At 70.2% G+C, this 14,344-nt stretch carries 12 protein-coding genes; 5 read left to right on the forward strand and 7 right to left on the reverse strand.

The annotated features are described in order from the left end of the window. The first annotated feature begins 20 nt into the window (after nucleotides 1–20). The 5 genes from gap to AB0K15_RS09775 all read left to right on the forward strand — a co-directional run bounded on the left by gap (nucleotide 21) and on the right by AB0K15_RS09775 (nucleotide 3,818). A complete protein-coding gene (gap, locus tag AB0K15_RS09755; RefSeq protein ID WP_364047680.1) occupies nucleotides 21–1,025 on the forward strand; it encodes a type I glyceraldehyde-3-phosphate dehydrogenase in 1,005 nt (334 codons plus the stop codon). A gap of 5 nt (nucleotides 1,026–1,030) precedes the next feature. Beyond that, nucleotides 1,031–2,245 carry a phosphoglycerate kinase gene (locus AB0K15_RS09760; protein ID WP_364047682.1) on the forward strand — a complete coding sequence of 405 codons (1,215 nt, stop codon included), beginning with the start codon at nucleotides 1,031–1,033 and terminating at the stop codon, nucleotides 2,243–2,245. After that, nucleotides 2,245–3,030, forward strand: a complete 786-nt coding sequence (gene tpiA / locus AB0K15_RS09765) for a triose-phosphate isomerase (protein WP_364047684.1) — start codon at nucleotides 2,245–2,247, stop codon at nucleotides 3,028–3,030. Before AB0K15_RS09760 ends, tpiA begins: the two co-directional genes overlap by 1 nt. A 117-nt stretch (nucleotides 3,031–3,147) precedes the next feature. After that, nucleotides 3,148–3,378 (forward strand): preprotein translocase subunit SecG, encoded by a 231-nt coding sequence (gene secG / locus AB0K15_RS09770; RefSeq protein WP_220238698.1) that lies wholly within the window; start codon nucleotides 3,148–3,150, stop codon nucleotides 3,376–3,378. A gap of 95 nt (nucleotides 3,379–3,473) precedes the next feature. Further along, on the forward strand, nucleotides 3,474–3,818 hold the full coding sequence (locus tag AB0K15_RS09775; protein ID WP_220238699.1) for an RNA polymerase-binding protein RbpA: 345 nt from the start codon (nucleotides 3,474–3,476) through the stop codon (nucleotides 3,816–3,818). Between the two features lie 571 nt (nucleotides 3,819–4,389). Here the strand turns inward: AB0K15_RS09775 and AB0K15_RS09780 are convergent. The 7 genes from AB0K15_RS09780 to tkt form a co-directional block, all read right to left on the reverse strand. Then, nucleotides 4,390–5,556: a histidine kinase gene (locus AB0K15_RS09780; RefSeq protein ID WP_364047989.1), complete on the reverse strand. Its 1,167-nt coding sequence runs from the start codon at nucleotides 5,554–5,556 to the stop codon at nucleotides 4,390–4,392. A 485-nt stretch (nucleotides 5,557–6,041) separates the two neighbouring features. Further along, on the reverse strand, nucleotides 6,042–6,818 hold the full coding sequence (gene pgl / locus AB0K15_RS09785; RefSeq protein ID WP_364047687.1) for a 6-phosphogluconolactonase: 777 nt from the start codon (nucleotides 6,816–6,818) through the stop codon (nucleotides 6,042–6,044). Continuing rightward, a complete protein-coding gene (gene opcA / locus AB0K15_RS09790) occupies nucleotides 6,815–7,846 on the reverse strand; it encodes a glucose-6-phosphate dehydrogenase assembly protein OpcA (protein WP_364047689.1) in 1,032 nt (343 codons plus the stop codon). Before opcA ends, pgl begins: the two co-directional genes overlap by 4 nt. Next, nucleotides 7,843–9,369, reverse strand: a complete 1,527-nt coding sequence (gene zwf, locus AB0K15_RS09795; protein WP_364047691.1) for a glucose-6-phosphate dehydrogenase — start codon at nucleotides 9,367–9,369, stop codon at nucleotides 7,843–7,845. Before zwf ends, opcA begins: the two co-directional genes overlap by 4 nt. Next, entirely contained in the window at nucleotides 9,366–10,985 is a 1,620-nt protein-coding gene (locus AB0K15_RS09800; RefSeq protein WP_364047693.1) for a glucose-6-phosphate isomerase, read from the reverse strand. Before AB0K15_RS09800 ends, zwf begins: the two co-directional genes overlap by 4 nt. Before the next feature lie 9 nt (nucleotides 10,986–10,994). Next, nucleotides 10,995–12,110 (reverse strand): transaldolase, encoded by a 1,116-nt coding sequence (gene tal / locus AB0K15_RS09805; protein WP_364047695.1) that lies wholly within the window; start codon nucleotides 12,108–12,110, stop codon nucleotides 10,995–10,997. Between the two features lie 26 nt (nucleotides 12,111–12,136). Continuing rightward, nucleotides 12,137–14,239 (reverse strand): transketolase, encoded by a 2,103-nt coding sequence (tkt, locus tag AB0K15_RS09810; protein WP_364047697.1) that lies wholly within the window; start codon nucleotides 14,237–14,239, stop codon nucleotides 12,137–12,139. Between the last annotated feature and the right edge of the window lie 105 nt (nucleotides 14,240–14,344).

Below are 14,344 nucleotides of genomic sequence, written 5' to 3' on the forward strand. Positions count from 1 at the left end.
CGATAAGAGGAGTGGCAGCAGTGACCGTTCGCGTAGGTGTCAACGGCTTCGGCCGGATCGGCCGCAACTTCTTCCGCGCCGTGAAGGCGAGCGGTCACGACATCGAGGTCGTCGCGTTCAACGACCTCGGCGACGTCGCGACGATGGCCCACCTGCTCAAGTACGACTCCATCCTCGGTCGCTTCCCGGGCGAGGTCAGCCTGAACGACGACGGCATCGTCGTCGACGGCAAGACCATCAAGGCCCTGGCGGAGCGCGACCCGGCGAACCTGCCGTGGGGCGACCTGGGCGTGGACGTCGTCGTCGAGTCGACGGGCTTCTTCACCAACGCCGACGCCGCGAAGGCCCACATCGCCGGCGGCGCCAAGAAGGTCATCATCTCCGCGCCCGCCAAGGGTGAGGACCTGACCATCGTGCTGGGCGTCAACGACGACAAGTACGACGGCTCGCAGGTCATCATCTCCAACGCCTCCTGCACCACCAACTGCCTCGGCCCGCTGGCCAAGGTCCTGCAGGACGCGTTCGGCATCGAGCAGGGCCTGATGACCACCATCCACGCGTACACGCAGGACCAGAACCTGCAGGACGCGCCGCACAAGGACATGCGCCGCGCCCGCGCCGCCGCGCTGAACATCGTGCCGACCTCGACCGGCGCCGCGAAGGCCATCGGCCTGGTGCTGCCGGAGCTGCAGGGCAAGCTCGACGGTTACGCGCTGCGCGTCCCGGTGCCGACCGGCTCGGCCACCGACCTCACCGTCACGCTGACCAAGTCGGCGACGCTGGAAGAGGTCAACGCCGCGTACAAGGCCGCCGCCGAGGGCCCGCTGTCGGGCTACCTGCGCTACAACGAGGACCCGATCGTGTCGGCCGACATCGTCACCGACCCGGCGTCGTGCATCTACGACGCGCCGCTGACCAAGGTCATCGGCAACCAGGTCAAGGTCGTCGGCTGGTACGACAACGAGTGGGGCTACTCCAACCGCCTCGCCGACCTGGTCAAGCTCGTCGGTTCGAAGCTCTCCTGAACCCGATGACGGTCAAGAACCTCGAAGACCTGCTGAGCGAAGGCGTTCAGGGCCGCTACGTACTCGTGCGCAGCGACCTGAACGTCCCGCTCGACGGGTCCAAGATCACCGACGACGGCCGCGTCCGCGCGGCCCTGCCGACGATCGAGAAGCTCTCCGGGGCGGGCGCCAAGGTCGTCGTCACGGCGCACCTGGGCCGCCCCAAGGGCGAACCCGACCCGAAGTACACGCTCGCGCCCGTCGCGAAGCGGCTGGGCGAGCTGCTCGGCGCCGAGGTCCCGCTCGCCGGTGACCTCGTGGGCGACTCGGCCAAGGCGCTCGTCGGCGGCCTCGCCGACGGCGGCGTCGCGCTGCTGGAGAACGTGCGCTTCGACGCGCGCGAGACCAGCAAGGACGCCGTGGACCGTTCCGAGCTGGCCGCCGAGCTGGCCGCGCTCGTCCCCGGCGGGGCGTTCGTGTCCGACGGGTTCGGCGTGGTGCACCGCAAGCAGGCCTCGGTCTACGAGATCGCCGCGGTGCTCCCGGCGTACGCGGGTGGTCTCGTGCTGGCCGAGCTCGACGTGCTGAAGAAGCTCACCGACGATGTCAAGCGCCCCTACGTGGTGGTGCTCGGCGGCGCGAAGGTGTCGGACAAGCTCGGCGTGATCGCGAACCTGCTGACGAAGGTCGACCGCCTGCTCATCGGCGGCGGCATGGCCTACACCTTCCTCAAGGCCCAGGGCCACGAGGTCGGCCAGTCGCTGCTGCAGGCCGACCAGCTCGACCAGGTGTCGGGCTTCCTGGCCGAAGCCGAGAAGCGCGGCGTGGAGCTCGTGCTGCCGGTCGACGTGCTGGCCGCCACCGAGTTCGCGGCCGACGCCGAGCACGAGGTCGTGGCCGCCACGGCCATCCCGGCCGACCGCCAGGGCCTCGACATCGGCCCGGCCTCGCGCGAGCTGTTCGCGAGCAAGCTGGCCGACGCCGCCACCGTGTTCTGGAACGGCCCGATGGGCGTGTTCGAGTTCGAGGCGTTCTCGGGCGGCACGCGTGCCGTCGCCGAGGCGCTCGTGAAGAGCGACGCCTTCACCGTGGTCGGCGGCGGTGACTCGGCGGCCGCGGTGCGGCAGCTGGGCCTGCCCGAGGACGGCTTCTCCCACATCTCCACGGGCGGCGGCGCTTCCCTGGAGTACCTGGAGGGCAAGGAACTGCCCGGCGTCTCGGCGTTGGAGGAGAAGCACTAGTGGCACGCAAGCCGTTGATCGTCGGCAACTGGAAGATGAACCTGAACCACCTCGAGGCCATCGCCTTGGTTCAGAAGATCGCCTTCGCGTTGCCGGAGAAGTACTACGCGAAGGTGGACGTGGCGGTGCTGCCGCCGTTCACGGACATCCGCAGCGTGCAGACCCTCACCGACGGCGACAAGCTGTCGCTCACCTACGGCGCGCAGGACGTGTCCCCGCACGACTCCGGTGCCTACACCGGTGACGTGTCGGGCCCGATGCTCGCGAAGCTGGGCTGCTCCTTCGTCACCATCGGCCACTCGGAGCGGCGCGAGTACCACGCCGAAACCGACGAGCTGGTCAACAAGAAGGTGCGCGCGGCCGTCAAGCACGGGATCACGCCGATCCTGTGCGTCGGCGAGAAGCTCGAGGTCCGCGAGGCCGGCGAGCACCACGCGCACGCGACGACGCAGCTCATCGAGGGCCTCAAGGGGCTCAAGGCCGAGCAGGTCAAGGACGTCGTCGTGGCGTACGAGCCGGTGTGGGCCATCGGCACCGGCAAGGTCGCGACGCCGGCCGACGCCGAGGAAGTCTGCAAGACCATCCGTACGGTGCTGGCGGAGAAGTACGGCGACGAGGTCGCTTCGGCCGTTCGGGTGCTTTACGGCGGTTCGGTGAAGTCGGGCAACGTGGGCGAGCTGGTGGGCTGCGAGAACATCGACGGTGCTCTCGTGGGTGGCGCGAGCCTCGACGGTGACGAGTTCACCAAACTCTGCGCACTCGCGGCGGGTGGCCCCCTGCCCTGATCGAGGCCACTACCGGGTAACCTGTGTATCCGGTCCGTCACACAGCAGTGGACGAGTCCAGGGGTACGGTGAAATCGAGCCGTACCCCTGCATTCTCCGATGAGCACAGAGGATGACATGAAGCTGTTCCTGCAAATCCTGTTGATCGTCTCCAGCGTGCTGCTGGTCGTGGCCGTGCTGCTCCACCGCGGCCGGGGTGGCGGTCTGTCGTCGCTGTTCGGCGGCGGTATGCAGTCCAGCCTCTCGGGCTCGAGCGTGGCCGAGAAGAACCTCGACCGGATCACCCTGCTGCTGGGTGCCATCTGGCTGATCAGCATCGTGGGCCTCGGCCTGCTGCTCAAGGTCTGACCGGACTCCCCGCTCGGGGCCGGCGAGTCAGGGGCTCCGTGTGCATCGGCGTGCCTATTGGGGGGCGCGCCGCCGATTCCTAGGTGTGAGGATTCATGGTTGGCGGTAACGCGATTCGAGGCACCCGGGTGGGTGCCGGTCCTTCGGGCGAATCGGAGCGGGGTGAGTCAGCGCCGCGGCGCCGGATCTCCTACTGGTGCGCAAACGGCCACGAGGCCCGCCCGTCGTTCGCGATGGAGGCCGAAATCCCCGACGAGTGGGACTGCCCGCGTTGCGGTCTGCCCGGCGGACAGGACGAGCAGAACCCGCCCGCCGCGCCCCGCACCGAGCCCTACAAGACGCACCTCGCGTACGTCAAGGAGCGCCGCAGCGACGCCGACGGCGAAGCGATCCTCGCCGAGGCCCTCGAGCGGCTGCGTCAGCGCCGGGAACTGATCTAGGTTTTCCTGTCGGAGACCACCGACCAGGCCGATTCGGTTCGGCTCTGGCCGGTGGTTTTCGCGTTTCCGGGACTGGTTCCGCACGGCTGTTCCCGGTGCGGGCGCTCGTGGCCTGACTGGTTGCGGTGCGGTCGTTGCGGCGCAGGCCAGGTTTGAACCCCGGGTAACCCCGACACCGTCCGGAATTACGGCATCGCTGCCGGGAAGCCGGTCGGGGATCATGCCGGGTGGTCTACCTGCCCGTGGACAAGACCGTCCATTTCGCCCGTATCGCACACCGCCAGGAAACAACACCGCAATCAGACATTCCCGATGAGCGAGGCCGACTGACGCCGCCGAACTCGCCGGCGGCGAGATTCCCGCCCCGCGGGCGGGCTGGCCCGAGTGGGCGGTGGACACAGGGCCCTCGTGCACCGAAAGCCGACCCGGCCGGCCCGTGGTTCCGGGTACCGAGCGGGCTGTCGCCGACCCCAAGACGCGGCGAAGGGGTGGCTCCCGGATGCAGCCGGATCGCGGCTCGCGCACCGGGGCCACCCCTTCGACCTACGGGGGACCGGGGAAGGTCAGAGGGTCAGCGGTCCAGGGGATACCGGGCCCGCACACGGAAACCGCCGTCTTCGGTGTCCGAGGTTTCGAAGCTGCCGCCCAGCAGGCGCGCGCGTTCGGCGAGGCCGGTGAGGCCGTGGCCGCCCGAGGGGAGGTGCTCGCCGGCGCGTTCGGCGCGTTCGTTGCGGACCTCGATGTTCAGGGCGCCGCTGCCGCCCTGGATGCGGATGGTGGCGGTGGCGCCGGGGGCGTGCTTGTGGACGTTGGTGAGGCACTCCTGCACGGTGCGGTACGCGGCGGCCGACACCTGGCTCGGCACGGTGTCCGGCAGGCGCTCGACCGTCAGGTGGACCGGGACGTCGGCGGTGCGGATCAGGTGGTCCAGCTCGCCGATGCCGGGGCGGGGGCCGTCGTCTTCGGCGCCGGAGCGCAGCACGCTCACGAGTGAACGCAGCTCCTCCAGCGTGCGGGTCGAGAGCTGGCGGATGACCTGCGCGGTCTGCAGCGCGGGGCCGTCGGTGGCTTGGGCCTGCAGGGCGCCGGCCTGCATGGCGATGAGGGTGATCTGGTGGGAGACCACGTCGTGCATCTCGCGGGCCAGGCGGGCGCGTTCCTCGGCGCGCACGGCGTCGGCGTGGAAGCGGCGTTCGCGGTCGCGGCTCTTGGCCAGCTCGGCGAGCTTCGCGGAGATCTCCGCGCGGGCGCCGATCAGCAGGCCGATCGCGATGGGCATGCCCGCCACGAGCACGCCGTAGATGCCGTCGAGCACGTGCTCGCGCCAGCTGAGCTGCGCGAAGTCGTCCAGCGGCCACTGCACGAACCGGCAGGTGAAGACCAGTCCGGCGCCCACCCACGTCTGCCAGTGGATCTGGCGCTTGGTCGCGAGCGTGCCGAGCGTGATCATCGACGCCAGCTGCGCCCACCCGGCGAGGAAGCCCGGCACCGCGAGCACCACGGCGAGGAACGGGAGCTTCCGCCGCAGCACCACCGCGAGACACGCGGCCGCCGACAGGTAGATCGAGTACGGCGGGGCCTTCGGCGGGATCACCAGCCACACGTCGAGCACGGCCAGCAGCACGGCGACGGCCTCGACCCCGACCGTCGTCGCGATCGGCCGGCGCAGCGAAGCGAACACACCGCTCAGGCTGAACGGCCGGACCCGATCGGCGGCCCCCGCGCCGGGGCTGCCCATCGAGATTCCTGGAATCGAGAGTCCCTCAGTGCTCATGCGGCGACCCCATTCGTCTTGTGGACTTGATGATGAGATGCGCCGGACACCCGATCGGGACGCGCGGCGAGCAACAAATGTGCGGATGCTAACGAAGAGACGTGTGACGACGGTAAGTTTCACCCGCACCCACAAATTTGGTCGTCTGATCTCCATCACTGCGGCGTTAGGGTGACGTGAAGAAGTCTGACGTCACCTCGTGTCGATCACAACACCCTACGTTCACCTTACGGGTGATCCCACATACTGGTGAGCCGCTTGATGGAGTAGTCGTCACTGCTCCGTTCGGCACATGAATGATCTTCACGCTTACGGGTGGCGCGCGTCAGCCGGTCGAGCAGGCCCAGAAACCCACGGTCAGGGCCGTGAAACGCCTGCGAGCGGCGGCCGAGAGACAGAAAAAGGCCGCCCCGGGCGAACCCGGAGCGGCCTTCGAGAACCAGCGAGCGTCACGCGGTCGGCGGCTCGTACACCTTCGTCAGCTTCCCGGCCGCCGTGCGGTCCAGGAGCCACAGCGTCCGCCGGTAGCCGCGGGCACCCGACACGGGCACCTGCACCTCCGGCGCACCCGCGAGAGCCAGCGACACGGCTTCGGCCTTCGCCTCGCCGGCCGTCATCAGCCACACCTCACGCGCGCGGCGGATGGCCGTGAGCGTGAGCGAAACGCGCGTCGGCGGCGGCTTGGGGCAGTCGCGCACCGCCACCACCGAAAGCCGCGTCTCGTGCACAGCGGGGGAGTCCGGGAACACCGAAGCGGTGTGCCCCTCCCCGCCGAGGCCGAGCAGGCAGATGTCGAACGCGGGCACGCCGCCCTCGTCCGGGCCCGCCTGCGAGGCCAGCACCTCCGCGTACGCCGCGGCCGCGGCGTCCACGTCGTCACCGAACTCGCCGTCCGACGGTGCCATCACGTGCACCCGCTTCGGGTCGAGCGGCACGTGGTCCAGCAGGGCCTCGCGCGCGCCCTTCTCGTTGCGCTCGTCCGACTCGGCCGGGACGAACCGCTCGTCGCCCCAGTAGACGTCCAGGCGCGACCAGTCGATCGCGTCACGCGCGCTCGAGCGGTTGAGCTCCTCGAGCACCGCGATGCCCGTGCCGCCGCCGGTGAGCACGACCGAGGCCGAGCCCTTGGCGGCCTGCACGTCGACGATCCGGGTGACCAGCCGCGCTGCCGCGGCGGCCGCCAGGAGATCGGCGTTTTCGTAGACGACGACCTCCGTGCGGCTCACGAAGCGCTCTTTTCCGCCTTGGCCTTGCCGGCCTTCTTCGCCGGAGCCTTGGCCGCGGCCTTCGGTTTCGCCGCCGCGGACGTAGCCGAACCGGCCTTCGCCGCGGTCGCCGGTGCGGAGATCTTCGGCAGCCCGTGCAGCGCCGCCTCGAAGACCTCGTCCGGGTCGAGCCGGCGCAGCTCCTCCACCAGGCACTCCGGGTTGCTCCGCCGCTGCAGCGCGATGCGCCGCGTCGGCTGGCCCGGCTGCGTCAGCGTGCCGACGCGACCGTCGGGCCGGGTCAGCTCCACCGCGCCCGAACGCCGTTCGAGCTCGACGGAGATGATGCCCTGGGCGCTGGAGCTCTTGATCCGCTTCACCGGCACCTTGAGGTACTCGGCGAGCCAGCCCGCGAGCAGCTCCGTGGACGGCGAGTCGGCCTCACCGGTCACGGTCGCCGACGTGATCTTCTCGTACGGCGGCAGGTCCAGCGCCGACACGAGCTGCGCACGCCAGTGCGTCAGCCGCGTCCACGCCAGGTCGGTGTCGCCCTCCACGTAGGCCTTCGCCCGCGTGGTCAGAGCCCTTATGGGGCTCTTCTCCGCGGCCGAGTCGGTGATGCGCCGCTGCGCGATCTGGCCCAGCGGGTCCTCCGCCGGGGCCTTCGGGCCCGCGCCCGGCCACCACGTGACGATCGGCGCGTCGGGCAGCAGCAGCGGCACGACCGCGCTCTGGCCCTGCGCGGCCAGCGGCCCGTAGAGGCGCAGCACGATGACCTCGCTCGCACCGGCGTCGCCGCCCACGCGGATCTGGCCGTCGATGCGCGGAGCCGCCGTGCGGACGCCCTTCGCGACCACGATCACGCGCGACGGGTGCTCCCGGCTGGCGTGGTTCGCGGCCTCGATGGCCTCCTCGAGCTTGGCGTCGTCGTCCGCCACGATGACCAGGGTCAGCACCCGGCCCAGCGCGACCTGACCGCCCTGGTCGCGGATCTCCACCAGCTTCTTGTTCAGCTGCGAAGTCGTGGTGGATGGCAGGTCGATGATCACGGACGCCTCCAGTTCCGGCCCGTACGCTCCAACATCTCGTCGGCGCTCTGCGGACCCCACGTGCCCGGCGCGTACTGCTCGGGCGCGCCTTCTTTGGCCCAGTGCTCCAGGATCGGGTCGAGGATCTCCCAGGAGAGCTCGACCTCCTCGTTCACCGGGAACAGCGACGGCTCGCCCAGCAGCACGTCGAGGATCAGCCGCTCGTACGCCTCGGGGGAGGACTCGGTGAAGGCGTGGCCGTAGCCGAAGTCCATGGTGACGTCGCGGACCTCCATCGTGGTCCCCGGCACCTTCGAGCCGAACCGCAGCGTGATGCCCTCGTCGGGCTGCACGCGGATGACCAGCGCGTTCTGGCCCAGCTCCTCGGTGGAGGTGGAGTCGAACGGCAGGTGCGGCGCGCGCTTGAACACCACGGCGATCTCCGTGACGCGCCGGCCGAGCCGCTTGCCGGTGCGCAGGTAGAACGGCACACCCGCCCAGCGGCGGTTCTGCACCTCCAGCGTCACCGCGGCGTAGGTCTCGGTCTTGGAGTCCTTCGCGAAGCCCGCTTCCTGCAGCAGGCCCGGCACCTTCATGCCGCCCTGCCAGCCGCCGGCGTACTGCCCGCGCGCGGTGGTCTCGTCGAACGGCCGGATCGGCATGGTCGCCGCCAGCACCTTCGCCTTCTCCGCGCGCAGCGCCTTCGGTTCGAACGACAGCGGCTCGTCCATCGCGGTCAGCGCGAGCAGCTGCAGCAGGTGGTTCTGGATGACGTCGCGCGCGGCGCCGATCCCGTCGTAGTACCCCGCGCGGCCGCCGAGGCCGATGTCCTCGGCCATGGTGATCTGCACGTGGTCGATGTAGTTGGCGTTCCAGATCGGCTCGAACATCTGGTTGGCGAAGCGCAGCGCCAGCAGGTTCTGCACCGTCTCCTTGCCGAGGTAGTGGTCGATGCGGAACACCGACTCCTCGGGGAAGACGTCGTTCACGATCCCGTTGAGCTCCTTGGCGCTCTTGAGGTCGTGGCCGAACGGCTTCTCGATGACCACGCGGCGCCAGGTCGTGGCGTCGGTGTCGGCCAGGCCCGAACGGGCCAGCTGCTTCGTCACCACCGGGAACGCGCCCGGCGGGATCGAGAGGTAGAACGCCGTGTTGCCACCGGTGCCGCGCTCGGCGTCCAGGTCCTTCACCGTCTGGGCGAGGCGGTCGAAGGCGTCGTCGTCGTCGAACGTGCCCTGCACGAAGCGGATGCCCTCGGCGAGCCGGTTCCAGACCGACTCCTTGAACGGCGTCCGCGCGTGCTCGCGCACCGAGTCGTGCACCAGCTCGCCGAAGTCCTGGTGCTCCCAGTCGCGGCGCGCGAACCCGACCAGCGAGAAGCCGGCGGGCAGCAGGCCGCGGTGGGCCAGGTCGTAGATGGCGGGCATGAGCTTCTTGCGGGCCAGGTCGCCGGTGACCCCGAAGATCACCAGGCTCGACGGGCCCGCGATGCGCGGGAGGCGCTTGTCGCGCGGGTCCCGCAGCGGGTTCTGCCAGGTCGTCACTCGCCGGCCTCCTGTACGGCGCGCACGAGCTCGGCCAGCCCGGCGGCCCGGTCGGTCAGGTGCAGCCGCAGCACGGGGCGGCCGTGCTCGGCGAGGACCTGACCGTCGCCGAGAGCCTGCGCGTGCTGCAGCTGTCCCAGGGTGTAGGGGCGGTCCGGCACGGCCAGGTCCTCGGCGACCGCGCCGGTGATCTGGAGGAAGCTGCCGTTCTGGTGGCCGCCCTTGTGGTACTGCCCGGTGGAGTGCAGGAACCGCGGACCCCAGCCGAACGTCGTCTGCACGCCGGTGCGCTTGGCGATCTCGCCGCGCAGCAGCGAGGTCGACGCGTCGTCGAGCCGGTCGAGGTAGGCCTGCACCGCGAAGTAGCCGCCGTCGGCGACCGAGCCGAAGAACGCGCGCAGCACGTCCACCAGCTTTCCTTCCGTGGCAACACCTTCCGAGCCGAACACCTCGACGGAACCGTCCACAGTGGCCGGAGTCTCTTTGCCGGACAGCTTCTCCGGCTCGTCCAGCAACGCCCGCGCGGCCTTCTTCGCGGCCTCGACGTCGGGCTGGTCGAACGGGTTGATCCCGATCAGCCGTCCGGCGAGCGCGGTCGCGAACTCCCACAGCAGGAACTGCGCGCCGAGCGGGCCGGTCACCGAGATCTTCGCGGCACCTTCGGCGGCACCGACGGCGACCGGGGTCGCGTCGGACTTGGCGTCGGCGAAGCCGGGGGCCCGGGGGCCCTCGACGGCGACGGGCAGCAGGCCCGTGCCCAGCTTGCCGGTCGACTCCGCGATCAGCTGCTCCGCCCAGTCGGGGAAGCCCTTGATGCCCGAGCCGGTGTCGGCGAGCACGACCTTCTCGGCGCCGCCCTCGTGGGCGGCGGCCCAGGCGGCCGCCAGCTTGATCGCCGGGTTGTCAACCGAGTCGGAGCCCAGCACCTCGGCCACCGCGGCGGCCTGGTCCAGCAGACGCGCGATGTCCGCGCCCGCGAGGCCGGCCGGCACGAGGCCGAACGCGGTCAGCGCCGAGTAGCGGCCGCCGACGTGCGGGTCGGCCAGGAAGGTCTTGCGGTAACCCTCCTTTTCGGACAGCTCCGAGAACGGCGAGCCCGGGTCGGTCACGACCACGATCCGCCGTGCCGCGTCGATCCCCGCGTCGGTGAAGGCCTTCGCGAAGATGCGCCGGTGGCTGTCGGTCTCCACGGTGCCGCCCGACTTCGACGACACCACGATCACCGTGCGCTCGAGGTCACCCGCGAGCGCGTCGGCGACCTGGCCCGGGTCGGTCGTGTCGAGCACGGTCAGCGCGACACCCGAGGTGGCCGTGATGACCTCCGGCGCGAGTGACGAGCCGCCCATGCCGGCGAGCACCACGCGGTCCACGCCCTCGGACTGCAGCTCCGTGCGCAGCGCCTCGATCTCACCGATCAGCGGCCGCGACGACTTGTGCAGCGACGTCCACGAGAGCCGGATCGACGCCTCGGACTCGGCATCCGGTCCCCACAGCGTCGCGTCCTGCGCGGCGAGCTTCGACGCGGCCTGGTCGGCGACGAGGCGCTCGACCAGCGGCGCCGCCTTGCCTGCCAGTTCGGCGTCGACGAGCTCGACGCCGGTTTCGTCCCCTGTCATGGTCTGGCTTCAGCCCTTCGCCTTGTTCAGCTGGCCGGTCACCGTCTCGAGCAGCTCCTGCCAGGACTTCTCGAACTTCTCGACACCCTCGGTCTCGAGGGTGCGGAACACGTCCGGCACGTCGATGCCGGCCGCGCTCAGCTTGTCGAACACGCCCTGCGCCTCGGCGCCGCGGCCGGTCACTGTGTCGCCGGTGAGCTCGGCGTGGTCGGCCACCGCGTCCATGGTCTTCTCCGGCATCGTGTTCACGACGTCGCGGACCACGAGCTGGTCGACGTAGCGGGTGTCGGAGTACGCCGGGTCCTTGACCCCGGTCGAGGCCCACAGCGGACGCTGCGCGTTGGCGCCGGCGGCGGCCAGCGCCTTCCAGCGGTCGCTCGCGAAGAGCTCCTCGAACTTGGCGTAGGCGAGCCGGGTGTTGGCGATGGCCGCCTCGCCGAGCAGCGCCTTGGCCTCGTCGGTGCCGATCTTGTTGAGGCGCTTGTCGACCTCGGTGTCCACACGGGACACGAAGAACGACGCGACCGAGTGGATGCCCTTGAGGTCGTGGCCGTTCGCCTTCGCCTGCTCCAGGCCGGCGAAGTAGGCGTCGATGACCTGCGCGTAGCGCTCGACGGAGAAGATCAGCGTCACGTTGATGCTGATGCCCTCGGCCAGCGCCGCGGTGATGGCGGGCAGGCCCTCGTCGGTGGCCGGGATCTTGACCATCAGGTTCGGCCGGTCCACGGCCTTCCACAGGTCCTTGGCCTCGGCGATCGTCTTGTCGGTGTCCCGCGCCAGGCGCGGGTCGACCTCGATGGAGACGCGGCCGTCGGTGCCGTTCGTTGCGTTGTAGACGTCGCGGAACAGGTCGGCGGCGTTGCGCACGTCGGTGGTCGTCAGCTCGCGGACGGTGCCGTCGAGGTCCGCGCCGCGCTCGGCCAGCTCCTTGACCTGAGCGTCGTAGGCCTCGCCGTGGGACAGCGCGTTGGCGAAGATCGTCGGGTTGGTCGTGACACCCACGACGTGCTTGTCGCGGATGAGGTCGGCGAGGTTGCCCGTGTTCAGCCGCTCGCGGGAGAGGTCGTCCAGCCAGATGGAGACGCCCGCCTCCGAAAGCTGCGCGAGCCGATCAGTGGTGCTCATGACTCTTTTCCATCCCTTCAGGAAATTCAGTTCTTGGTGTTGGCGATCGAGCGACGGGCGGCCTCGACGACGTGCTCCGGGGTGAACCCGAACTCACGGAACAGTGTGGCGGCGTCGGCCGACGCACCGAAGTGCTCGATCGAAACGTTCACCCCCGCGTCACCGGTGAAGCGGTGCCACGACTGCGCGACGCCGGCCTCGACGGACACGCGCGCCTTGACGGCCGGCGGCAGCACCGAGTCGCGGTAGGCCTGGTCCTGCGCGTCGAACCACTCGACACACGGCATCGACACGACGCGGGTCGGCACACCGTCGGCCTCGAGGGTCTTGCGGGCCGCGACGGCCAGCTGGACCTCGGAACCGGTGGCCATCAGCACGACCTCGGGGGTGCCGTTCGAGGCGTCTTCGAGGACGTAGCCGCCGCGCTTCACGCCTTCGGCGCTGGTGCCCTCGAGCACCGGCACGTTCTGGCGGGTCAGCGCGACGCCCGACGGGTGGTGGACGTCCTCCAGCACGGCCTTCCACGCGTAGGCGGTCTCGTTGGCGTCCGCCGGGCGGACGACGTTGAGGCCCGGGATCGCGCGCAGCGCGGAGAGCTGCTCGATCGGCTGGTGGGTCGGGCCGTCCTCGCCGAGGCCGATGGAGTCGTGCGTCCACACGTACAGCGTGGGCAGGCCCATCAGCGCCGCGAGCCGGACCGGCGGGCGCATGTAGTCGGAGAAGATGAGGAACGTCGCGCCGTACGGGCGGGTGCCGCCGTGCAGGGCGATGCCGTTGAGGATCGAGCCCATCGCGTGCTCGCGGATGCCGAAGTGCAGCGTCCGGCCGTACGGGTTCGTCTTCCACGCGGAGGTGGTGGCCTTCTCCGGACCGAACGAGTCGGCGCCCTTCATCGTGGTGTTGTTGCTCTCCGCCAGGTCGGCGGAGCCGCCCCACAGCTCGGGCAGCGGGTCGCGCAGCGCGTTGAGGACCTCACCGGAGGCCTTGCGGGTCGCGATGCCCTTGGGGTCCGGGTCCCAGTGCGGCAGGTTGTCGGCGAAGCCCTCGGGCAGCGTGCGGGTGGCCAGCCGGTCGGCCAGCGCCTTGCGCTCCGGGTTCGCCTCGGCCCACGCGTCGTAGCGCTCCTGCCACGCGGCGTGCTCCTGCTTGCCGCGGTCCAGGGCCTTGCGGGTGTGGGTGATGACCTCGTCGTCGACCTGGAAGGTGCGCTCGACGTCGAAGCCGAGGATCTCCTTGACGGCCTTGATCTCGTCGGCGCCGAGCGCGGCGCCGTGGGCCTTGCCGGTGTTCATCTTCGTGGGCGCCGGGTAGCCGATGATCGTCCGCAGCGCGATGAACGACGGGCGCCCGGTCTCCGCCTTGGCGGCCTTGATGGCCTCCTCGATCGCGGTGACGTTCTCGCCGCCCTCGACGACCTGCACGTGCCAGCCGTAGGCCTCGTAGCGCTTGACCGTGTCCTCGGACAGCGCGATGTTCGTGTCGTCCTCGATGGAGATCTTGTTGTCGTCCCAGAAGACGATGAGGTTGCCCAGCTCCTGGCGGCCCGCGATCGACGAGGCCTCGGAGGTCACGCCCTCTTCGATGTCGCCGTCGGAGGCGATCGCGTAGATGTGGTGGTCGTAGATGCTCTCGCCGGGAGCGGCGTCGGGGTCGAGCAGGCCGCGCTCGCGACGGGCGGCCATCGCCATGCCCACCGCGTTGGCCAGGCCCTGGCCCAGCGGGCCGGTGGTCGTCTCGACGCCCTTGGTGTGGCCGTACTCCGGGTGGCCGGGGGTCAGCGAGCCCCACGTGCGCAGCTGCTTGAGGTCTTCGAGCTCGAGGCCGTAGCCGGCGAGGTACAGCTGGATGTAGAGGGTGAGGCTGGAGTGGCCCGCCGAGAGCACGAAGCGGTCGCGGCCGCGCCAGAGCGGGTCGGCCGGGTCGTGGCGCATGGTGCGCTGGAACAGCGTGTAGGCGAGCGGGGCGAGGCTCATCGCGGTGCCCGGGTGACCGCTGCCGACCTTCTCGACGGCATCCGCGGCGAGGACCCGGACGGTGTCGACGGCGCGGGAGTCGGTCCCGGTCCAGTCGGCGGGCACGTCACGCCGGAGCAAAGGGTTGTTCTCGCTGGTAGAGGCGGTTTCGGACACTGAACTCGAACTCCCCGTCCTGAGGTTGTCGCTTGCTTTCCGTCATGGTGTAGCCGGTGTGCACTGCCAGTAATCTCAATCGATCCCGAAGGGACGATATTCCTG

Origin of the sequence: Amycolatopsis sp. NPDC049253 (genome assembly GCF_040678995.1) — a bacterium.
Lineage (GTDB): Bacteria > Actinomycetota > Actinomycetes > Mycobacteriales > Pseudonocardiaceae > Amycolatopsis.

What these genes read in the sequence shown, in the direction of transcription:
- AB0K15_RS09800 (WP_364047693.1), bottom strand. Translation starts at nt 10,985, where the DNA reads ATGACAGGGGACGAAACCGGCGTCGAGCTCGTCGACGCCGAACTGGCA.
- secG (WP_220238698.1), top strand. Translation starts at nt 3,148, where the DNA reads ATGAAGCTGTTCCTGCAAATCCTGTTGATCGTCTCCAGCGTGCTGCTG.
- AB0K15_RS09760 (WP_364047682.1), top strand. Translation starts at nt 1,031, where the DNA reads ATGACGGTCAAGAACCTCGAAGACCTGCTGAGCGAAGGCGTTCAGGGC.
- tal (WP_364047695.1), bottom strand. Translation starts at nt 12,110, where the DNA reads ATGAGCACCACTGATCGGCTCGCGCAGCTTTCGGAGGCGGGCGTCTCC.
- AB0K15_RS09775 (WP_220238699.1), top strand. Translation starts at nt 3,474, where the DNA reads ATGGTTGGCGGTAACGCGATTCGAGGCACCCGGGTGGGTGCCGGTCCT.
- AB0K15_RS09780 (WP_364047989.1), bottom strand. Translation starts at nt 5,556, where the DNA reads ATGGGCAGCCCCGGCGCGGGGGCCGCCGATCGGGTCCGGCCGTTCAGC.